The organism is Agrobacterium sp. SORGH_AS_0745, assembly GCF_030818995.1.
GTDB classification, from domain to species: Bacteria; Pseudomonadota; Alphaproteobacteria; order Rhizobiales; family Rhizobiaceae; genus Agrobacterium; species Agrobacterium tumefaciens.
Window position 1 is genome coordinate 464,760 of record NZ_JAUTBI010000001.1, and the last position, 21,271, is coordinate 486,030.

The 21,271-nt window shown below is 60.4% G+C and carries 14 protein-coding genes; 9 read left to right on the forward strand and 5 right to left on the reverse strand.

Annotation, left to right across the window (positions count from 1 at the left end):
• Positions 1 to 16: 16 nt before the first annotated feature.
• Positions 17 to 943, reverse strand: coding sequence for a LysR family transcriptional regulator (locus QE432_RS02085; RefSeq protein WP_003518111.1), 927 nt, complete (start codon positions 941 to 943; stop codon positions 17 to 19).
• 96 nt (positions 944 to 1,039) lie between these two features.
• On the opposite strand from QE432_RS02085, the gene QE432_RS02090 reads away from it, so the two are divergent.
• Positions 1,040 to 2,227 (forward strand): acyl-CoA dehydrogenase, encoded by a 1,188-nt coding sequence (locus tag QE432_RS02090; protein WP_003518112.1) that lies wholly within the window; start codon positions 1,040 to 1,042, stop codon positions 2,225 to 2,227.
• A gap of 88 nt (positions 2,228 to 2,315) precedes the next feature.
• Here QE432_RS02090 and QE432_RS02095 read toward each other — a convergent pair whose 3' ends face one another.
• Positions 2,316 to 4,418 carry a TonB-dependent receptor gene (locus QE432_RS02095; protein WP_065705816.1) on the reverse strand — a complete coding sequence of 701 codons (2,103 nt, stop codon included), beginning with the start codon at positions 4,416 to 4,418 and terminating at the stop codon, positions 2,316 to 2,318.
• Positions 4,419 to 4,689: 271 nt separating this feature from the next.
• On the opposite strand from QE432_RS02095, the gene QE432_RS02100 reads away from it, so the two are divergent.
• Positions 4,690 to 5,466 carry an IclR family transcriptional regulator gene (locus QE432_RS02100; protein WP_065705812.1) on the forward strand — a complete coding sequence of 259 codons (777 nt, stop codon included), beginning with the start codon at positions 4,690 to 4,692 and terminating at the stop codon, positions 5,464 to 5,466.
• 2 nt (positions 5,467 to 5,468) lie between these two features.
• Here QE432_RS02100 and QE432_RS02105 read toward each other — a convergent pair whose 3' ends face one another.
• Positions 5,469 to 6,770 carry an NtaA/DmoA family FMN-dependent monooxygenase gene (locus QE432_RS02105; RefSeq protein ID WP_065658487.1) on the reverse strand — a complete coding sequence of 434 codons (1,302 nt, stop codon included), beginning with the start codon at positions 6,768 to 6,770 and terminating at the stop codon, positions 5,469 to 5,471.
• Between the two features lie 200 nt (positions 6,771 to 6,970).
• On the opposite strand from QE432_RS02105, the gene QE432_RS02110 reads away from it, so the two are divergent.
• The 7 genes from QE432_RS02110 (at position 6,971) to QE432_RS02140 (ending at position 15,117) form a co-directional block, all read left to right on the forward strand.
• Positions 6,971 to 7,786 carry an ABC transporter ATP-binding protein gene (locus QE432_RS02110; RefSeq protein ID WP_065658486.1) on the forward strand — a complete coding sequence of 272 codons (816 nt, stop codon included), beginning with the start codon at positions 6,971 to 6,973 and terminating at the stop codon, positions 7,784 to 7,786.
• Positions 7,783 to 8,796 (forward strand): FecCD family ABC transporter permease, encoded by a 1,014-nt coding sequence (locus tag QE432_RS02115; protein ID WP_174012311.1) that lies wholly within the window; start codon positions 7,783 to 7,785, stop codon positions 8,794 to 8,796. The genes QE432_RS02110 and QE432_RS02115 overlap by 4 nt, the downstream gene beginning before the upstream one ends.
• A gap of 11 nt (positions 8,797 to 8,807) precedes the next feature.
• Positions 8,808 to 9,872: a FecCD family ABC transporter permease gene (locus QE432_RS02120; RefSeq protein ID WP_306623275.1), complete on the forward strand. Its 1,065-nt coding sequence runs from the start codon at positions 8,808 to 8,810 to the stop codon at positions 9,870 to 9,872.
• Between the two features lie 23 nt (positions 9,873 to 9,895).
• On the forward strand, positions 9,896 to 10,849 hold the full coding sequence (locus QE432_RS02125) for an ABC transporter substrate-binding protein (protein WP_019566926.1): 954 nt from the start codon (positions 9,896 to 9,898) through the stop codon (positions 10,847 to 10,849).
• Positions 10,850 to 11,081: 232 nt separating this feature from the next.
• The gene (locus tag QE432_RS02130; RefSeq protein ID WP_038495885.1) at positions 11,082 to 11,921 is read left to right on the forward strand and encodes a siderophore-interacting protein; all 840 of its coding nucleotides are present in this window, start codon (positions 11,082 to 11,084) and stop codon (positions 11,919 to 11,921) included.
• On the forward strand, positions 11,914 to 12,192 hold the full coding sequence (locus QE432_RS02135) for a phosphopantetheine-binding protein (RefSeq protein WP_038494938.1): 279 nt from the start codon (positions 11,914 to 11,916) through the stop codon (positions 12,190 to 12,192). Before QE432_RS02130 ends, QE432_RS02135 begins: the two co-directional genes overlap by 8 nt.
• A 69-nt stretch (positions 12,193 to 12,261) precedes the next feature.
• Positions 12,262 to 15,117 (forward strand): condensation domain-containing protein, encoded by a 2,856-nt coding sequence (locus QE432_RS02140; protein ID WP_111802269.1) that lies wholly within the window; start codon positions 12,262 to 12,264, stop codon positions 15,115 to 15,117.
• Positions 15,118 to 15,403: 286 nt separating this feature from the next.
• On the opposite strand, the gene QE432_RS02145 is transcribed toward QE432_RS02140, so the two are convergent.
• Both QE432_RS02145 and QE432_RS02150 read right to left on the reverse strand, forming a co-directional pair.
• Positions 15,404 to 16,750, reverse strand: a complete 1,347-nt coding sequence (locus QE432_RS02145) for a condensation domain-containing protein (protein ID WP_111795975.1) — start codon at positions 16,748 to 16,750, stop codon at positions 15,404 to 15,406.
• Between the two features lie 50 nt (positions 16,751 to 16,800).
• The gene (locus tag QE432_RS02150; protein WP_174012307.1) at positions 16,801 to 21,240 is read right to left on the reverse strand and encodes a non-ribosomal peptide synthetase; all 4,440 of its coding nucleotides are present in this window, start codon (positions 21,238 to 21,240) and stop codon (positions 16,801 to 16,803) included.
• Positions 21,241 to 21,271 lie beyond the last annotated feature (31 nt).

The following is a 21,271-nucleotide window of genomic DNA, read 5'->3' on the forward strand; positions in this document are numbered from 1 at the left end:
CCCGAAAAAAGTGCGCTTATTTTTCCAGTGGCAGATTGCCAGCCGCACGATAGGCCTCGACCTGCCGTACCAGCCAGTCGCGAAACAGCACGACTGGAACGTGGTTGGCTCGGGATAGCGGCGCGACCGCATAATAGGAACTCGGGCTTTTGGCCTGATGATCGTAGGCTTTCACCAGTTGCCGCGATTTCAGTTCGTTATCGATCAGGAAAAGCGGCATCAAAGCCACGCCAAGTCCGGCGATACAGGCCTGTGCCACGCTGGAAAACTGCTCGAACCGCATGCCCTGCGGCAAGGCAAGCGAATGGCCGAGGCTCTCGAACCAGTGGCTCCAGGCACCCGGCCGCGAGGCCATGTGCAGCAGAGGCAGGCCGGCAATGTCCTCACCCTTTTCGACCGGATGCGCCTTCAGGAATTCGGGGCTGCATACCGGCGCAACCATCTCATGCATCAGAAAGGTGCTTTCCGCCCCCGGCCAATCCGCCTGCCCGATGTGGATCGCCATATCCAGTTGCTCACGCTCGAAGTCGAACTGGCCGATGCGGGTGGCGAAATTGATGGTGATTTCCGGATGACTGGAGACGAAATCAGGAATGCGCGGCAGAAGCCAGCGGGTGCCGAATGTCGGCAGCATCGCTAGATTGAGCGTGTTGCCATGCGTTTTGGTCATGATCTGCAACGAGGCGGCACGTATCTCGCCAAGGGCTGCGGCAATCGATTTCGCGTAAGCACCACCCTCGGTCGTCAGTGACACACCACGCGCGCCGCGCTCGAACAGGCGCACGCCAAGCTGTTCTTCCAGTGACATAACCTGACGGCTGATCGCCCCTTGCGTCAAGGCAAGTTCATCCGCAGCGGCTGAAAAGCTGCCAAGCCGGGCAACGGAATCAAAGGCGGCAAGCGCACTGGTGGAGGGCAGGAGTTTGCGGCTGAGAGACGTCATGAGCCATTACTATATGTAATGCAAAAATGAGTAAACATGGCTTGTGCCATCAGGGGCTAACACGAATAATCCGGCCAGCAAATCCGGAGGCATAACGTGAGCGAACGCGCAGCATTCAATTGGCAGGACCCTTTTCTGCTGGAAGACCAACTGACCGACGACGAGCGGATGATCCGCGACGCCGCCGCAGCCTTCGGCAAATCGGAACTTATGCCGCGTGTGTCCGAGGCCTATCTTTCTGAGACCACCGAACCGGAACTGTTCCGCCTGATGGGCCGCACCGGCCTTCTGGGCGTCACCCTGCCGGAAGAATATGGCGCCGCAAATGCCAGCTACGTGGCCTATGGTCTCGTGGCCCGCGAGGTGGAGCGGATCGACAGCGGTTATCGCTCGATGATGAGCGTGCAGTCCTCACTCGTCATCCATCCGATCTTCGCTTATGGCTCGGACGAACAGAAGAAGAAATACCTGCCCGGCCTCGTCTCCGGCGAGCTGATCGGCTGTTTCGGCCTGACCGAACCGGATGCCGGCTCCGATCCGGGCGGAATGAAGACCCGCGCCGAAAAGATCGCCGGCGGATATCGCCTGCGTGGTTCGAAAATGTGGATTTCCAATGCGCCCATCGCCGATGTCTTCGTCGTCTGGGCGAAATCCGAAGCCCACGACAACCAGATTCGCGGCTTCGTGCTGGAAAAAGGCATGAAGGGTCTGTCTGCACCGAAGATCGGCGGCAAGCTTTCGCTGCGCGCCTCCATAACAGGCGAGATCGTCATGGATGGCGTGGAAGTGGGCGAAGATGCGCTGCTTCCGAATGTTTCCGGCCTGAAAGGCCCGTTCGGCTGCCTCAACCGCGCCCGCTACGGCATTTCCTGGGGAGTGATGGGCGCTGCGGAAGATTGCTGGTTCCGCGCCCTGCAATATGGTCTCGACCGCAAGCAGTTCGGCAAGCCGCTGGCCGGCATGCAGCTTTACCAGAAAAAGCTCGCCGACATGCAGACCGAGATCGCTCTCGGCCTCCAGGCATCGCTGCGCGTCGGCCGCCTGATGGACGAGCACAAAATGGCGCCGGAAATGATCTCCATCATCAAGCGCAACAATTGCGGCAAGGCGCTGGATATCGCCCGCCAGGCCCGCGACATGCACGGCGGCAACGGCATCCAGATCGAGTACCACGTGATGCGCCACGCCCAGAACCTCGAAACGGTCAACACCTACGAGGGCACGCACGACGTTCACGCGCTGATCCTCGGCCGGGCGCAGACGGGCATTCAGGCGTTTTTCTGAGACCTTCTCCGCATCATTTCCTTCATGAAAAAAAGGCCTTCGAAAATCACTTCGAAGGCCTTTTTACTTTTCCGGTTCAGGCAATCGCTTAGAACGTGCCTCTGACACCAATGCCGAACATGCGCGGTTCGGTCATGCTGGCCTCGATGCCGCCAATGCCGCGGTTCTGCTGCATATAGGTCGGCGCACGCTCGTCGAAGACGTTCTTCACGTAAGCGTAGACCTCCATCTCCTCCTGGAACTTGTAGCTCGCACGCACATCGGCGATGGTGTAGGGGTCGATCGCATAGGCAGCCGTGTTGGCCGTATCGGAATAATAACCATCGATATGACGCACCTGACCCGAGACGGTGAACTTGTCGGTCACATCCCAGCTTGCCCCGATGCTGAACATGTAACCAGGCGATTTCGCGAATTCATTGCCTGCATAGCTGGCATTGCTGGAAATCTGGTCGATTTCGGTCTTCAGCACGCCGGCACTTGCCTTCAGCGTCACATTGTCGAGAACCTGATAGTCGGCGCCGACTTCCAGACCATAGGCATGCGCTTTCTGCGCATTGATGGTGTAGGATTGAGTAATGCCTGACGAGATAACGACCGGAATATTGTACTGGGCGTTCTTGTAATCCATGTAGAACAGGTTGCTGTTGAGCGTCAGCCTGTCATCCAGCAACTTCGCGCGGGTGTAGAGTTCGTAGTTCCAGATGGTTTCCTTCTCGAAGGGCAACCATTGGCCCGACGAGATGTTCAGCGATATGCCGCCGGGATTGTAACCACGGCTGATCATGCCGCCAACGGTCCAGTCATCGTTGATCGCATAGGCAAGCGAGGCCTTGGGAAGCAATTCGGAAAAGGTCTCGTCAAAATCAACCGCGACGTTGGAATAGACGGAGCGGCCCGCGCGCTGAATACGATCGGTCTGGTAACGCAGGCCGCCGGTAAGCGTCCACTGGTCGGTCAGACGGTAGCTCAACTCGCTGAAAATGCCGAGATTGTCCTTGGTATCGTCAAATGTCGAAAGGGTTCTTCTGTTTGCCGGGTTCAGAAGATAGAGAATTTCATCGGCCTGCGTATGGGCGTAATAGATGCCCGCGACGCCACTCAGAACGTCTTCCTGGTCACCGAAGGTCACACGGGTCTCGTGGGACACATTCTTCTGATCGATATTGGCGTCGCCATTATTGACCACACCCACCCTGCGGCGCGCGTCTGAGGCGGAAAATTGCGTCTGGTTGAAGAGTTTTACGCCGTTTTCAAAGTCGTAATTGATGTCGAGAATACCGGTGTGGGTATTCTGGCTCCAGCTCGGCATGGTGGTGGTGACGTGGTTGAGATCCTCGAAAGGACGCGACGCCGCTTCCTGACTCGGCCGGTTGGCGGCGTTATAGGAATAAGTCAGCTTGGTCGTCAGGCCCGGAATTTCCGGCGGTTCCCACAGAAGCTTGAAACGCGCGTTGAATTCCTTGAAATCCTGGTTGGTGCCTGCGTGGGCAAAACCGGAATTGATGTAATCGATAAAGGTATCGCGACCCGAATAATCGATTGCCAGACGCGCCGCCAGCTCGTCTTCGATCAACGGGCCTGAGACCGCAAAGGACGCCCGCTTCTGGTGATAATTCCCGATTTCGGCCTGATAGCTTGCTTCCGGCGTAAACGTCGGGTCCTTGGTATTGACGAGAATGGCGCCGGCAATGGCGTTAGCGCCCTGCGATGTGGTCTGCGGCCCACGGAAGACCTCGATGCTTTCGACATCCCAGATGGACGTCGCGCCATAGATGAACTCGTTATAACCGAGATAGTGACCATCGACATTGATCGTGGCGCGCGGCACGGTGCCGGCGAAGAACGCCGTTGCTCCGGTGTTCGGTCCCTGCGTGTCGAGACCGCGAATGATCGGGGCGCTGACATTGTCGGTATAAACAACGTTTGGAATGTCCTTGATCGCGTCTGAGACGGTTGGATCGCCGGTCTTTTCCTTTTTCAGTTCATCGCTGGATTTGACCGAGACGGAAGACGCCGTGTTCTTCATGTCGCGCGCGACTTTTTCGCCGGTCACCACAATCGGCTTGAGAACGGTCGTTCCCGAGGCCTCGACCTGTTGCTCCTGGGCGAAAATCGGCGTCACAAACAGGGCGGCCAGCGTCAAAACGCTGACCCCGCCCATCAAACGGCCGCTAGAACGAAACCCCATAACACACCCCTAATAAACATGAGTATCAAAGTCATATTCAAGTAACGGAAGCGTTATCCGTTTCGCAATAGAGAATGCGTTCCGTATTGTGGACGGATAGGGTTCCGTAACGGGATGTGCCATATTTACAACAAAGTTTATCGACTGGCCGTTGTCATGTAACTCCCCGCCTCAAGGGGAAGGCGTTGAAATAACTCAGAAATCGATTCCGATTTCCGGTCGGATGCGCTAGGCATGTTCACGACATAAATCGGGGAGCGACTTGGACGCCATGGATGACGAGCCGGACAATCTGCCTGAAAACGACGGAGAGAAGCGCTCTGCCCTCATTCAGTCGGTCTCTATTGCTGCCCGTTTTCTCGACCTTCTGGCAAAATCGGACGGGGCGCTTGCACTGGGCGAACTCGCCAAACGCGCCGGCACAGGCCGTTCCACAGCTCATCGTTACCTGCAAAGCCTCGTGCGGGAAGGACTGGTGGCACAGGACCCTGCAACCGGCAGCTACGACCTCGGCCCAACCGCGCTCTCGATAGGCGTCAGCGCGCTCAGACGAATCAATCCGGTCGAAACCGCCGGTCGACAGATGAAAGCACTGGCCTCGCAGATCGGCGCCAGTTGCGGCGTGGCGATCTGGACCGATCGCGGCCCGACCGTGGTGCAGTGGCACAGGAGTGCCAGCTTCTCCATCAGCACCGTGGCGCTGGGGGATGTTCTACCGCTGGATAACAGCGCCTGCGGGCTGCTTTTTCAGGCTTATCTGCCACCGGATAGGACAGCGCCGGTGCGCAAGCTGCAGCCGCCCGCCTTTCGCGGGTCCCGCCCAGACGCTAAAGTCCTGCACGCCATTCGTGAGACAGGCGGGGCGGAACTCAACGAACACCTGTTCTCCGCCCTGACCGGCAAGGCCGCCCCGGTTTTCGACGCACAGGGCGAAATCTGTTGCGTCGTCACCACCGTTTCTTTCCTCGCGACCGCCGAGACCGAGCGGCACTTTCCGCAGCTTCTTGAAGCGGCCGGAAAGGCGACGGCAGAATCCGGCGGCTCGTAAACCTATCCGGCCAGGTGGTCGGCGAAGGTGCTGCCGGAATAGGCGGTGCGGAACAGCCCGGCATCGCCGAGCCTCGGAAGCAGCCGCTCCAGCACCAGCCGCATCGACGCGACCGAACCGCCGGGCACCGCGACAAAGCCGTCTATCGCGCCGGCCGCCACCCATTCGCGGATGCTTTCAAAAGCATCCTCAACCGTGCCGATGATCTGCCAATGGCCCGACCCCATCACTTCCGGTCGCCGCAACAATTCGGCAACGCTCAGCGTTTCCCGTTCGATCAACCGGCGGAGCAGATTGGCATGGGTGCGGCTTCTCGGTGTCTCGGGCGGCGGCGGCAAGTCAGAAGGGGTGACGATCCGCGTGAGCGACCAGTCGGAAAGGTCAAGACCCGTCAGATTTTGAATGGATGCAAATATGCGGCCATGGTTGGCCCTTGCGTGGGTCTCCGCAAATAGCTCCAGCGCCTCCTTCTTGGTGTCCGCCAGATAAAGACTGAGACCCGGCATCAGCTTCACCACATCCGGTGAGCGCCCATGCCGCTCCGCTCTTTGCCGTAAATCCGCCCGAAGCTCGATTGCCGCCTGCATATCCGGCGTCGAGGCGAAGACCGCATCCGCAACGGAGGCTGCGAAATCGCGGCCTTCGGGGGAAGCTCCAGCCTGCACCAGTGGAATACGGCTGGAATGGGCCGGCAGGTTGAGCGGGCCTTTGACGCTGAAGTGCTTTCCTTCATGCGCGATTGGCTGGACCAGCGACGGATCTGCAAAACGCCCGCTCTCTTTGTCCAGCTTCAGCGCCTCGTTGGGAAAGCTCGCCCAGAGCTGCTGTACTACCTGCGTGAACTCGGCGGCGCGTTCATAACGCTCCTGTGGCGATGGCATTTCTTTCAGGCCGAAATTTTCGTGGCCGTCCAGCGCCGTGACGATGTTCCATCCCGCCCGGCCATTGCTCAGCCAGTTCAGCGATTGCAGTTGGCGGGCAATCACATAAGGCGGCAGGAATGTCGTTGAAACCGTGGATAACAGGCCGACATGGCTGGTCTCCCGTGCGATGGCGGCCAGAAGCATGTTCGGGTCCATGCTCGCAAATCCGCCGCCGGTCTCCAGCCCCTCAGTGCGCAGAAACAGCGTGTCGGGCCGGAAGACAAAATCCACATGCGCAGCCTCGGCGCGCTTTGCAAGATCGACGAAATAATCGCTGGAGAAAACCCCGTCTATACCGCTGTCTTGACGCCGCCATGCCTCGCCGCTGAGCCAGGTTGGCGCCAGCGACATGCCGACGTGAAGCTTGAGCGCGACTGACATGAAACACCTCGAATGAAAAAATCATCACGAAATCCGCGATGTGAATCGGCAAATTTCGATTTGTGGAGAATTTTACTATAGTTTAGTGTCGCTTCAAGACCAGCCTGTCGCGCTTGCCGGTACAGAACCCGATTTCCGCAAGTTCGATATGTGAATTCAACAGCTTAGGTAGGACGTGCGTCGAGTCGACGCATGGCCCTATGAATAACAGGAGTTGTAATCCGGTGCTTGATGCCACGGACCTTCATGCGAGTTACGGACACATCGCCGTATTGCAGGGCCTGTCTGCCCGCTTTCAAACCGGCCGCGTCACAGCGCTGGTCGGACCCAACGGCTGTGGCAAGTCGACGCTGTTGAAGACCATCATGGGCTTCGTGCCTTTATCATCAGGCAGGATAAGCCTCGGTGACCGCCTGATCGGCGCGATCGGACGCCGCGAACTCGCCCGCCGCATCTCCTATCTGCCGCAGGAATGCCATTGCCCTGACTATATGACGCTTGGCGAATTGATCGAGCTTGCGGGTTATGCACGTTACGGGCTTGGCGGCGGTCCCTCCGAACGCGACCGGGCGCTTTTTGCCGAAGCGCTGAAGACCGTCGGGCTGGAAGACAAGGCCAGGGCGCAGGTCAACACGCTGTCCGGCGGCCAGCGCCAGCGCGCCTTCATCGCCATGGTGCTCGCTCAGGACACGGAGGTGATCCTGATGGACGAGCCGGTCAACCATCTCGACATGAAATATCAATATGCCGTCCTCAGCCTCGTGCGCGAACTGACGGACAGGCACGGCAAAACTGTTATCGTCGTGCTGCATGATCTCAACCTCGCCTCAACCTTCGCCGATGACGTCATCATGCTGAAAGCCGGACGGGTTCTCGCCTCCGGGCCTGTTGCGAATACCGTCACATCAGCCAATGTGGCCGACGTCTTTGATCTCGAGGCCGACATATTTTCCCGGCAGGGGCGGCTCATCTGCGTGCCGCGGCTGGAGCGGCAGGAACAGGCCATTCCGGCATGACATCTAAAATAATGCTGATCTTTGCCGCCGCGATCTTGCTGGCCGTTGTTCTCGTCACCAACTTCGTGCTGATGACTGGCGACCTGCCACTTGCCGAAATCGCGACGACGCTCGTGCACGGCGAGGCCGAAACCTATGAACAGTCGGTTCTCCTCTATCAGCAAATCCCGCGCTCACTGATTGCGATCTATGTCGGCGCCACCACGGCCGTCAGTGGCTGCGTGCTGCAGGGGCTTGCCCGCAATCCTCTCGCCTCGCCCTCCACCCTGGGCCTGAATGCCGGTGCGACGCTTTTTGTGGTCGCCGGTGCGCTGGTGTTCGATTTCTCGCCCGAAATACAGGGGCTCATCGCGCTTATCGGCGCCGGCTTCGGCTTTGGCGCCTGCTTCCTCGTTGCCCGGCTGGCCGGGCGGTCAAACGATCCGCGCGGCCTGTCGCTCATCCTGTCCGGTGCGCTTGTCTCCATGCTGCTGATCGGCATCACCAATGCCCTCCTTTTGTCAAACCCCACACGTCGCGCCGAATTCCTGAGCTGGGTCGGCGGCAATATCAACCACGTCTATGCCGAGCGCCTCACCGATTTCTGGTGGATTGGCGCCATTGCGATGGTGATGCTCTGGTCGGTTGCCGGCCCGCTGACGCTGGTACTGCTGGGTGCGGAAAAAGCCGCTTCCGCCGGCGTCAACGTCACGCGCGTTTCCCGGATCGCACTTTTCGCCACAATGCTGGCGTCCGGCTCGGCCGTGGCCATCTGCGGTCCCATCGGCTTCGTCGGCCTCATCGTTCCGCATATGGTCCGGCCGCTGGTCGGGGTGAATTTCACGCTCGCTTTGCCCGCTTCAGCCCTTGTCGGGGCGATTCTGTGCGTGCTGGCCGATCTGGGCGCGCAAACCCTGTTCAGGCCGTATGTGGTCAATACCGGACTGTTCATGGACCTGCTCGGCGGCCTCGTCTTCATCGTCATAGTCAAGCGCTTCTATCTTTCACCTTCGGCCAATAAGCTGTCATGAAGAGGGCTGTCATGAAAAGGCAATTGGCCACCGATGGCAAAGCGGTCCTGCGGCTGCCGAGCGGGATGCAGATCGGCATCGGCAACCTAAAGGCCGGCCTTGCACTGATCCTGCTGGCGTTGGTGCTGGCCGCCATTTCCATTAGTCTCGGAAATACACAGACCGGTCTCATTGACCTTCTGCACGGCGTTGCCGGCGGGCATTTGAGCGACGATCAGGCCTATGCGCTGTGGACGGTACGGCTGCCGCGCATCCTGCTTGGTTTCATGGCCGGATGGAGCGTTGCGCTGGCCGGGGCCATGCTGCAATCGGTCGCCCGCAATCCGCTTGCCGATCCCGGCCTGTTCGGTCTGAGCCAGGGATCAATGACCACCATAATGCTGCTTCTGGTGCTGGTGCCGGCGGCGCCCAAGACCATGGTGGCGCTTGCGGCCGTCGGCGGCGGCCTTGCGGTAGCTTTCCTGCTCATCGCGCTCGTGGGGCGCGAACGTTCCAGCGGGCTCGCCATCCTGCTGATGGGCATCGCAATCGAATCCGCCCTTTCATCAGTCTCATCAGTGCTTTTGCTCTACACACCAACGGAAACATCGCTGTCGCTTGCAGACTGGATGGCGGGTTCGCTGTTTCAGGCGAGCTGGCCGATCATCCTCGTGTTCGCGCCTCTTTTCGCGGTCAGCCTTGTGGGCATTTTCCTCATCGGCCGGGCGCTTGCAGTATTTGATCTCGGTAACGAGATGGCCATGGCGCTCGGCGAAACGGTCAAACGTTCGCGCCCGCTCGTCATCGTTTTTGCGGTCATCCTCAGCTCCGCTTCCGTCACCGCTGTCGGCGCCTTGACCTTTCTCGGCGTCATCGCCCCGCATCTCGCCACCTTCCTGTCGCCCGCCGTCGGTCGCGCCAGGCTTTTCCTGTCGGGGCTGACGGGCGGCATTCTGGTGGTGACCGCCGATACGCTTTCGCGTGGGCTGGTGGCCGATACGCCGATGCCGATAGGCCTTGCGCTGACGCTGATCGGCGTGCCGCTTTTCATCCTCACGCTGCGCCTGCAGGCGCTGCGCAGAACTAACCGCCACTGAAGAAATTGAACAAAGGGTATGCCATGCGATTTGCCATCCTCGTAGCAGCACTTCTGACCGCCGGAAGCAGCCTTGCCGCAGAGCGAACCGTCACCGATGCCGCCGGCCGCACGGTCTCCATCCCCGAGCAGCCGCAGCGCATTGTCGTCATGCACGAACCGCTGCTGGGCGTGCCGCTGATGGATCTTGGCGCCAACGTGGTAGGCGCCTATGGCCGCAACAGCGACGGCAAATTCGCCACTGCCGTTGATTTCATCGACACCGTTCTCGGTGAAGGCCGCACGAAACCGAAAGGTTTCGGCGCGGTGGGTCAGATCGATCTGGAAAAGCTGAGAGCGCTGCAACCTGACCTGATCGTCGCCACGGAAATGGACAGCGGCAAGGCCGAGCAGCTTTCCACCGTCGCGCCCGTCTATCTGCAGAAGGTAAGCACTGGCCACACCTATGGCTTCAGCGTCGAAGAGAATCTTTCGGGTCTCGTTGGCAGAAGTGACGCTTTTGCCGAGCGCCGGAAGACCTATGACGAGAAACTCGCCACCGTCAAAAAAGCACTCGGCGAAGACGCAAAAGGCAAGACCTATCTCGCAATTCTGCTGACCGACCAGATCAACGCGGTCGGCGATATGTCCGGTGCGGTGCAGGCGCTCGAGGATCTGGGTTACGCACGGCTGAAAATCGACAACGCCACCTCGTCGGGTGGGCTGGGTTCCACCCTGACGATGCCGCTCAGTGCCGAGGCTTTTGGCAAGCTCAACCCTGATCTGCTGGTGGTGATGAACAGCTATAACAGCCCCGCCCGAGGCGAAGCCGGAACGCGCGCCGCACTCGAAAAAATCATTCCCGGCTGGGAACGCTTCGTCAAACCGGCGCGTGACGGCCGGATCATCTTTCTCGATTCCAGCCGGGTCACGACGCCGTCCATCCCAAGCGCGCTGCACACGCTGGACGCGGTGGAAAGCTGGGCAGGCCGCCGTTAAACGCCTTTTCGACAAGCGCAATTCCGGCGCAAACCATGCGCCGGACATAAACTTGAGTTTTTGAAGAAACTTATATTGCGACCGCCGGAACCGCCTGTTATGGTTCGCGCATCTTGACACAACGACGTCGGATCTCCCGCCGGAAAACTCCGGTGCGCGATTGTCCGGCATGCCGATCCGGGACAGCGAAACTGCCGATCCCCATCGGCGATATCCCAGGGAAGACAGCAACATGAGCATTGCACAAAGCATTGAAACCGGCGTTCAGGACCGGACCCCCAAACGCCATCGTTACGCCGTCAAGCTACGCTGCCTTGACGTGGCCCGGGTGGAAAAACTCAGCCGGTCCATGGTGCGCATCGTATTGACCGGGCCTGAGCTTGAAGGCTTTGCCAGTCTCGGTTTTGACGACCACGTCAAGATGTTCTTCCCGCTTCCCGGCGAAACCGAACCTAACCTGCCGGTGATCGGCCCGAACGGCCTCGAATTTCCCGAAGGCGCGCCGCGCCCGCTCGCACGCGATTACACGCCGCGCAGCTTCGATGCCGAGAAGGGTGAACTCGCCATCGATTTCGCCACGCACCATGATGGCCCCGCCAGCAACTGGGCAAAATCCGCCAGGGTGGGTGACAAGGCATGGATTGCAGGCCCGCGCGGCTCGTTCACCATTCCCTTCACCTTCGACTGGCATCTGCTGATTGCCGACGATACCGGCCTTCCCGCCCTTGCACGGCGACTGGAAGAAATGCCCAAGGGCACCCGCGTCGTCGCCCTGATCGAAGTTGAGACGGAGGCTGATCGCCTGGACCTCGCCACGAAAGCTGACGCGTCGATCATCTGGGTAACGCAGGAGGCCGCGGGCGGCGCCGATCACGACGCCCTGACGGAGGCGCTGCGTACGCTTGAACTGCCTGAGGGCGATTTCTTCAGCTGGGTCGCCTGCGAATCGAAAGCGGCGAAAGACCTGCGCGCAATCCTGATCGGCGAGTACGGCGCGAACCCCAAATGGACGCGCGCTTCCGGCTACTGGCGGCGCGGAGCAAGCGGCGTTCACGATCATTTCGATGAATGAACCGGCAATCGCGGCGGCTGGCAAGCTGGAGGCGGACATGATGACGACGGAACTCAAAGCCCATCTCGCCAAGGTTCTGGACGATGAGGTGGGGCATATCGGCCCGAACGCCAACCTGTTCGGCTGCGGACTTCACTCCCTCGCTCTCATGCGCCTGATCCCGCCGCTTTCGCAGCTCGCCGGCACGCGACTTCACTATGACGATCTCGCCCGTCAGCCCACGCTTACCGCCTGGCAGGCGCTGATCGAGCAGTCGCGCGCGGGCTGCTGATCCCCGCAAGAGGGGACTTTCCCCGCCAAGCGCGACCTACCTCAACATTATACTTCCAAGGAGAGGACCATGGCAGCAGATAATTCGCGCATGCTTGCGCGCCGCATCGAACAAACCTTCGACAATGCGGACGAAGCCCCACGGAGCGGATCGCAGCCAAGCCAATATGAGGAGCGGGTCTGGTTCCAGCAGTTTCAGGACCCCGATCAGGTCTTCCGGCATATTCTCACCTACCGCATCGGCGGCGAGAGCGACCTTCTGCGCCTGACATCGGCACTGGAGACGGTTTGCGAGGCATGGCCCGAACTGCGCGTGCGGTTTTCCTTTGGAGAAGACGGCACCCTTGCCAAGAGCGTAGAGGCCCCTTCGGCATCTCTCGTGCAACTGTTTCAGACGGCATCGAAAGACGAAGCGGTGGCCCTTCTGCACGACCTTCAGGCAAGCCCGTTCGACGCGGAAATCGATCCGCCGTTTCAGGCCATCGTGCTCTTGAGCGAAGGAGAGGTACTGCTGGCGCTTCTGGTGCATGGCCTGCTTGGTGAATCCCTCTCACCGCAGATTTTGCTGGGCGCTATTGCCGCAGCCTATGCTGGCGAGGCACCAAAGCCGCTTTCGCCACGCATCACCGAAAACGCCATCGTCAATCCAGTTCCGCTCCCCTGGCTGCAAGGACCGGCCTCCGGCACGCCCGTCGTCTCTCTCCGAAATAACGGGACCAAGCCGGCGAGCCACTGCCACGGCGTCGATCTTCCGGCTGCCCTTCTCGACCCAAACGGCTCGGCCGCACCGGACGCGCTTCTGGCACGCACCGGTGCCCGTTTCGCGCTTTTTCTGGCGACCAATGGCGATCTCGACACTGTTACCCTGCGCCTGCCCCTGCAACCCGGGAACGAGGCCGGCCTGCCGCTTCCGGCAGATGCGGTCGCCCGCGTCTCGATCTCACGTAGCCAGTCGCCGCAGGAGGCCGAAAAAGCCGTGCTGGCTGGGTTGGCCCGACATGGCGAACACAACGACGAGGTTGCCACCTTCACGCTTCAGACCCTGCCAACATCGGCTGAAACCTCATCCGTCGAGCGGCTCCGGTTCGAGCGCCTGCCACTCCCCTCTCTCCAGTCCGGCCTTGGCCTGACGCTCGCTGCTGGCAGCACGGTTGATGGCCACATCCGTCTGGAACTGACCGGCGGCAAGGAGGCCTCGCCGCATGCGACGGCATTTCTGCTGGAGCGTTTCATCGCCCATCTCGAAGGCGGTGCGGATTTTTCCGGCATTACGCATCAAACCTCGTCCGCAGGGCCGGAGGCTGCAGCATCCCTGCCCGCCGCCTCCCGCTCCAGCGACGACGAGACTGCCGCGGCAATTCTTGCCGAATTCCGCGAAGCGCTTGCGTCGACAGACATGGGACCGGATGACGATTTCTTCGATTTTGGCGGCCATTCGCTGATCGCGACCCGCATCATCGGACGCCTTTTGAGCAATCACGGCATCGAGCTGCGTTTCAACGACCTGTTCAGCTATCCCACCGCCGCATCGCTCGCAAAACAGGCGACGCGTCTCGAAACCGCCGCCCCTGCACAGGCGGAAGCAACCGCGACCGGCTCGCTGACGGCACCGCTTTCTCTTGCGCAGATGTCGCTCTGGAAAGCCTATGCCGCCTTCGGTTTCGGCGAGATTTTCAACATCCCCTTCGCGCTCGATTTCCTCGATCCGGTGGATGAGAGCGCTTTCGAATGTGCATTCCTCGATATTATCGAGCGTCATCCCGGCCTGCGAACCCATTTTTACGTCGAAGATGGGACGGTTCTGCAAAAGATCGTGCCGATGCACGACCTGCCCGGCTATAAGTGGTTCTGGACGAGTGAGGAAAGCGAAGGCGTGGACCGGCATACGGAAGCGTCCTGGCGGTTCGACCTTGCCCGCGAATTGCCGATGCGGCTGCGTTTCCTGCGCAATCCCCAAACCGGCGGCCAGGTGCTCTCTTTCCTCTTCCACCATATTGTGCTGGACGAATGGTCGGTGAACCTGATGATGGACGAGCTGACCGAAGCCTATAGGGCAAGAGCCACGGGCAAGGCCCCTGTCTTTGCGAGCAAGCCCGCACCCTTCCATGAATTCGCCAGAAAACAGGTGGCATCCGGCGTCAACGGCGACCACCTTGCCTACTGGACCGATATGCTGCGGGACGCACCGAAAGGCCTGGTCCTTACCGGACAGAACAGCACGCCGACAGATGCTGCACACGACGAGGCGCCGGCGGGCGGCTGGATCGAGTTCAAGCTGGAAAAACACGTCAGCGACGGACTTTACGCCATCGCCAAGCAGAACAGCGCCTCCCTGTTCAACGTCGTTTATGCCGCCATCGCCGCGTCGCTGCGCCATCTGGGCGGGCTGAGCGATCTCGTGGTCGGCACATCGGCGTCCGGGCGCACCGACAGCGGCTATTTCGATACGATCGGCTATTTCACCACGGTCGTTGCCCATCGTGTGCGTTTCCGCGAGGAGATGACGGTCGGCGAACTGATTTCCTCGGTGAAGAACACGGTCAATGGCTCTCTGGAACACAGCGAAATTCCAATCGATCTCGTCGAAGAGGCGCTCGGCATGACGCCCGGCCGCGACCATCTGTTCGAGGTATTCATCCAGATCCACGCCAAGAACAAGCTGAACGGCACGCTTTCAGGGCCGGACGGCAAAACCGTCGAGTTCCGGCAGATCGATCCCGACAAGCACGAATCCATGCTGGGGCTGCAATTCGAGGTAATGGAAGAAACGATTGGCGGCGAACGCTCCATCCGCGTGTTGATGAGCTACCGCTCCGACCGCTACGGCCCCGAGGATGTCGACCGGCTGCGCACGACCACCAGCGGCGTCTTCAGCCGTTTCGCCGAAGCAGGCGCTTCGGGCCGTGTGCTGACCACGCTAGCCTGAGTGCTGGCCAGGCTTCGCAATAAACCCGGCTCCGCATGGCGGCGCCGGGTTTTGCTTTTTAACAAATGTCCGGAAAGCTCTCTTCCGTCATGCTCGGGCCTGTCCCCACTGGATCCTTGGGACAAGCCCAAGGATGACGTTGGGTGGGAGGACAGCATGTCACCCCATCAGGCAGGGTTTTGCATAACGGAGCCGGGTTTATCACATCCGCACCCAGTCACTCCCGACCAAATGCAGAGTGACGGCAGAGAGATTTCCGTCCCCTTCTTGCAGAGCACCCGGCTTCTCAAACCGCCAGACGGAAGGCCGCGGAAACCTCTTCGGCCGGAGCCGCCAGCGCCTCGTCGCGCAGCATGGCATCCAGAAACAGCGGCATCTCCTCGCGGTAACGCGCGAAATCGTCGGCTTCGGTCAGTGCGGAATCCGCGTCGATATGCAGGTTCAGATCACTGCCGTCATCCTCGCCACGGAAGGTCAGGTTGAACCCGTCGCCCGGACCATTGGCGAGAATGTGCCTGATAACGGCAAGCCCTGCAAATACCGGCGCGCTGAAGGGCAGGACGTTGATAAGCGGTGAGAAGAAAAACCGCCGGCCCTTTGATATGTTGCGATCGGCGGCGATCTGTTCGATGCGGTAGCGGCCATGCAGGCGCTGCCGGCGCAGATTGGCGGCATTGCGCGCAAGGAAGCTACCAAGGCTCTCCTGCGGTTCTATTGTCAGATGGAAAGGCAGGATATTGACGAGCATGGCGGGCATATGCGCGCCGACGCTGCCCCAGCGGCTCATGAAGGGCAGCCACAGCGTCAGCACATCGCGATCCGGGCGCGGCAATACGCGGTGAAGATAAAGGCCTGAAAGCAGCACCAGCAGGTCCGGCCAGCCTATCTCCAGTGCGCCGGATATCTGTTGCAGTCTTGTGCTGAAACCTTCCGGCAATCCCGCATCGGCATGCAGGCCGCCGCCACCGTAATCCTCGCAATCCTTGTCCAGCACGGGCAGATCCACCGGCGGCGCGAGATAGGCCGTCCAGAACTCGCGGTCCTTTTCGAAACGGCGGCTTTGCCGGTAAGCGTCCTCTTCGGCAAGAAAACTGGGGAAAGGATGGAAATCCGGACCCGCCTCGCCCTTGCCGCAATAGTGCCCGTAAAGCTGCCCGCAGCGCTGCTCCACCAGCGTCAAACCATAACCGTCGACGACGATATGATGGGCACGGATATACCAGAGGTAGCGATCGTCGGCGATGCGGTAAAGCACCTGGGCGGAGAGCTTGTCGGTTCGAAGATCAAGCCCTGCCTCGACATCCGCGTTCATGCGCCCCAGCGCTTCCTCGAAAGGCGCCGGATGGGCACGGAGATCGACAAGCTCGACCATCGGAGCGTGGAGCGGATCGCAGCATTGCTGCGGCGTCTCGCCATCCTCACCGACGCGAAAACGGATCGACAGAACTTCCGATTCGCGCACGGTGCGCCTGATTGCCTCAAGCAGAGCGCCTTCGTTCACGGCACCGGAAAGCTCGATGTAATGGGCGACGGTAGAGACCGGTTCGTCGGGATGGAAGGAAAACTCCTCCCAGAAATCGAGTTGCGGCTGGGTCAGGGGAAGCCAGCCACTGGCAGGATCGATATGCGCCATCTGTTTTTCCTTGGATTATTCCTGTGATTTTCTGGCCGCAATGATGCGGTTCATGCCGCCGAGGCGGGTAAAAGCGAACTGACCTGTTTGGCGTTTCGGCAACGCAGGAGTTGCTGCGGCGAAAGCTCCACGCCGAAGGCGCTGCGAATTTCGGCCGAGACGGTTTTCAGATGCGAAGGCAAAAGGCCAAGCGCCAGCAAATCGCTGCTCGTGTCCACATTTTCCGGGTTTTTGCCCAGCACGCCGAGATAGATATCCAGCACGCGGCGATCACCCTGATCGGCGACTTTGATTGTTACAGCCGCAGGTGCCTTTGCCGGTTCCGCTGCCGTCAGCAATTCGCGGGCGCGGCGGCGATCCGGCTTGCCATTGGCCGATAGCGGCAGATCGGCCACATTGAGAAAGCGGCCGGGCACATGCGATTCCGGCAGATGCCTGCGGGCGAAATTGCGCATATCGGCGGCGGAAAGCTCAATGCCAGGCATCGGAACATAAAGCACGCCGATAGCAGCCTCCCCCTTTTGCTCGGCACCGTAATCCACCACCAGTACACGCTGGATGGAGGGGTGGCGGATAAGTTCATTTTCCACATCCGGCAGCGAGACCCGCACCCCGCGCACCTTGACGTAACCGTTGACGCGGCTGGCGAACATGATCTTGCCATCCGGCCGGTAACGGCCCCGGTCTCCGGTGCGGAAGGCGCGCACCGCATGTCCACCGGGATCGCTGACCGTGACGAAATCCGTCTGGGTAATGGCACCATCTTCAAGATAGCCGATCGCCACATTCACGCCCACTGTGTGGATGCGTCCGACAACGCCCGCCGGGCAATGGCCGCCCTGATCGTTGAGGATGAAATATCGATTGCTGGGTAGAGGGTGTCCATAGGGTATCGCCGTGGTATCGGCTGCCACGATCTCGTGCCAGATGCTCCAGATGGTCGTTTCCGTCGGCCCGCCCAGCGATATCAGCCGAAGCTCGGGTTTCAGCCGGCGCAACTCCTCGATGACCACGGGCTTGATGTAATCACCGCCCTGCGCGACGAGCCGGAGCGAGCCGAGCTGGTCGCCACGATGGCAGGACAATAGCATCTCAAGAATCGCCGGCACCGAGCACCACAGCGTAACGCCGTGTTCGGCCACCAGCTCGTTCCAGCGGACCGCATCCTTTTCCTCGCCGGGTTCCGGCAGCACCAGTGTCGCACCGGCGGCAAGCGCGCCGAATACATCGAAGACCGACATGTCGTGGTGCAAGGGCGTGACGGAGATGAAGACGTCATTTTCCGTCACCGCCCATTCCGAAAGCGTGCTGCCGATGACATTGGCCGTGGCCCTGTTAGAGAGCACGACGCATTTCGGTTTGCCTGTCGTGCCGGAAGTGTAGAGGTAATAAGCGGGTGCTTCGCTTGCTGAAAGTGCCGCCAGTTCCGCCGCGTTAACGGGCACGCCGGAGGCGGCTGGCGCTGCGAGAAGCTCCTCGGGACCGACAGCGTCAAATCCTTGCGGAACGGAACGGGCGACGATCATGGCCGGGCGGCAATTGGTCAGCAGATAGTGCAGGCGATCTTCCGGCGAGCTCGCATCGATCGGCACCCAGATGGCGCCGATAAGTGCAGCGGCCAGCGTGACGGCTGTATGCTCCGGACTGCGCGGCAGGCACACCGCTACGACATCGCCCCGGCCAATGCCGCGCGTCTTAAGGCCCGCCATCGCCCGCGCCACCGTATCGCCGAGCTCGCCATATGACACGCGCCGTTTGCCGTTGATCAGGGCCGTGCGCGATCCGTCTCCTTCGAAAAGATGCGAGGCGATCCGTTCCAGTAATGGCGGGCAGACGAAGTTCCGCTCGTCGCCATTCAGCCGATAGTGCGACAGGTCGACGATCTCACGGGAATTCATCGAGAACGTCCCGCTGGCGGTGATCGCGGCAATCGCACGCTCTATCGCACCGAGAATGTCCGCCACCATTGCGGCATCGATCGCCTGCTCCGCATAATCGATATCGAGGACGAGATCGCCATTCGGGTTTTGCGAAAAGCGGAAATCCAGCGCCACCTGTGGTGTTTGGGTCAGCCCGTCCGTCCAACGAAGCGTGGAATCTTGCGAAAGCGTCGGCCATGAAAGACCGTTGGTGATGACGACAGGCAGGGCGAGCCCACCCGGATTGGCGTTGAGAAGGATGCGATTGAGATCGATCCCTGAAAAAGCCAGATGATTGAGGCCCTCAAGCACATCGGTTTGCAAAGCTGCGGCCCGCTCCGCAAAATCGCCCTTGGCCGCATCCCATTTGACCGCGATGAAGCTCGAGCGATTGGCAAACGCGCCTTCCACCTGCGGGGCGACGGGAATGCCGACGACGAGGGCACCTTCGTTCAGCCAAAGCGATAGCACATCGAGGATTACCGCCGTCAGCGCCGAATTTTTGAACAGCCGCTCTTTCGCGCCGATCCGTGAAAAGGCGGTAAAGCGTTGTTTTTCCACGGTCAGGCTCTGGCGGCTGTAACGCGAAACGGCAATGGTTTCGAGCGGGGCTTTCCAAGGCAGTTGCGAGGGCACTTCCGCACCCTCAAGTTTCTCAGCCCAGTATGCGGCATCCTCGGCACGGGCCGCTGCTACATCTTGCTGCGCGGCGGTGGTGGCTACGGCTGATGCGGGCAGCACGACATCATCGAAGAGTTCAGCCGCAAGGCTGGCTATTCCCCGTCCGTCGAGAATGAGGGCGTCGAAGCGCAGGAAGACCGCCACGCTGTCCCCCACCGCAATTTCCGGCAGACGAAACACCGTGACCTGCCAGGGAGAGGCGGCAAGATCGAAATGGGCATGGGAGAAATCCTGCCGCACGGTGCCGATCCGCTGTTCGGCTTCGGCAGCGGACAGGTGCGAAAGATCAACAATATCAAGGTTTAGCTTCGGCTCATCCGAGACCACTTGCACCAGACGCCGCTCATCGATGTGGGTGCGCAGGCTTTCATGCCGCTCGACCATTGCGGTGAGGCGCGAGCGAAGCAATGCCGGATCGATATTGCCGCGATATTCGCGGAACTCCTGCATCGCCACGCCGCTCAGCGGCAGATGGGTGCCGCGACCGAGCAGATAGGCCTTTTGCAAGGCTGAGAGTGGCCGTTCCATGGATTTTCCTTTTGTCTGCACTGTCGCTTCAGGCGCTTGCAAGCCTAATCGCTCCAAGGTCTCGGAAACGAGATCAGGGCTGGCGGCAAGGTGGCGAAGAAGGGCGGTATGGGCGTCGAACAGGGCTCGCAGCCAGCTTTCCGGCAGCGCATCGAGCCGCACATCCCAGTTGACCAAAAGCCCGCCATCGAGCGCTGCGACCTGCGCATCCAGCGCAACTCCAGGCCCCTGCGAGACGGTGTGGATCATCGGGCCGAACACGCGCCCCACATTTTCCGAAAACAACTCGCCCCCGGGCAAATCGACACCCGCGGTAAAGACAACCGGTGAGGTCTGCAAACCGCCGCGCAGGCGGGAAAGGTCGCGCATGACGCTGACCCCGGGATAGGACTGGTGCGCCAGAAGCCCGTTCATCTCTCCTAACAGCCGTCCAAGCAGTCGCTCAAGGCTCTCCTCAGGCCGGATATCAACGCCAAGAATGAGCACATTGGAGAATTCGCCGACGATGCCATCGACCCCTTCCACCAGCGGCGCGCGCCAGAAAGCCGGCACGGAAAGCCGGAACTTTTCCGTATTCGTCGCCTGCGAAAGCACCACTGCAAAGATACCAAGCAACAGGGTCGACGTGGTCACGCCGCAGCGCCGCGCCACCCGTTCCAGACTGCTGCGTTCAGCCGGAGAAAGTCTTGCTGCAAGGCGATCGGTGTGAACGGCGCGTGACGGGTCCTCGGGCAAAAACGGCAATGGCGGTGCCTCCGGAATATCGGCAATATGTTGCCGCCACCACAGCCGATCCCTTTCACGCTGGGCTGTGAGTTCCGGATCGGATGCAAGACGTTCCGCCCAGCTGAAAAACGATGGTGGTGTATCCCCCAATGGCTCGAGTTCGTCCGCGTCGGCTTCATAAAAGCGGGCGAGATCTTCCAGCACGATACGTATACTGGCGGGATCGATGGCCAACATGTCGGTATCCACATGCAGCCTGGCGCGACCTGCGGGCAGCAGGCTGAGCGACACTGCCGCCGGCGGGGCAACGCGCAGATCGATCTGGCGATGGCTCCACTTCTCACGTTTGGTGGCAAGACGGTGCGCAAGCGCCTCCTCATTGAGAGACGCCATGTCCTCCACGTCGAGGCGGAGCGGCCGGCCGGCGGGGTCCGCCGTCTGTCGCCCTTCCGCATCAATCCTGAGGCTGAGCATGGGGTGACGCCGGCAAAGCCTTTCGACCGCGACAGCCAGTCTTTCCGCCTCCAGCCCCCTGCCTTCGAACTCGATATAGAGATGCGGCGTAACTTTTCCGAGTATCCCGTCCGCCTCTCGGCCGACCCAGTAGGCAACCTGCATGGGGGTTAAATTTAGCATGTGAATTTGCACCGATTGACAAAACATGATT

Bases quoted from the DNA above. Each gene is read 5' to 3' on its own strand.
- QE432_RS02140 (WP_111802269.1), top strand. From the start codon at position 12,262: ATGGCAGCAGATAATTCGCGCATGCTTGCGCGCCGCATCGAACAAACC.
- QE432_RS02135 (WP_038494938.1), top strand. From the start codon at position 11,914: ATGAATGAACCGGCAATCGCGGCGGCTGGCAAGCTGGAGGCGGACATG.
- QE432_RS02150 (WP_174012307.1), bottom strand. From the start codon at position 21,240: ATGCTAAATTTAACCCCCATGCAGGTTGCCTACTGGGTCGGCCGAGAG.
- QE432_RS02125 (WP_019566926.1), top strand. From the start codon at position 9,896: ATGCGATTTGCCATCCTCGTAGCAGCACTTCTGACCGCCGGAAGCAGC.
- QE432_RS02115 (WP_174012311.1), top strand. From the start codon at position 7,783: ATGACATCTAAAATAATGCTGATCTTTGCCGCCGCGATCTTGCTGGCC.
- QE432_RS02120 (WP_306623275.1), top strand. From the start codon at position 8,808: ATGAAAAGGCAATTGGCCACCGATGGCAAAGCGGTCCTGCGGCTGCCG.
- QE432_RS02130 (WP_038495885.1), top strand. From the start codon at position 11,082: ATGAGCATTGCACAAAGCATTGAAACCGGCGTTCAGGACCGGACCCCC.
- QE432_RS02085 (WP_003518111.1), bottom strand. From the start codon at position 943: ATGACGTCTCTCAGCCGCAAACTCCTGCCCTCCACCAGTGCGCTTGCC.
- QE432_RS02110 (WP_065658486.1), top strand. From the start codon at position 6,971: ATGAATAACAGGAGTTGTAATCCGGTGCTTGATGCCACGGACCTTCAT.
- QE432_RS02100 (WP_065705812.1), top strand. From the start codon at position 4,690: ATGGATGACGAGCCGGACAATCTGCCTGAAAACGACGGAGAGAAGCGC.
- QE432_RS02145 (WP_111795975.1), bottom strand. From the start codon at position 16,750: ATGGCGCATATCGATCCTGCCAGTGGCTGGCTTCCCCTGACCCAGCCG.
- QE432_RS02095 (WP_065705816.1), bottom strand. From the start codon at position 4,418: ATGGGGTTTCGTTCTAGCGGCCGTTTGATGGGCGGGGTCAGCGTTTTG.
- QE432_RS02105 (WP_065658487.1), bottom strand. From the start codon at position 6,770: ATGTCAGTCGCGCTCAAGCTTCACGTCGGCATGTCGCTGGCGCCAACC.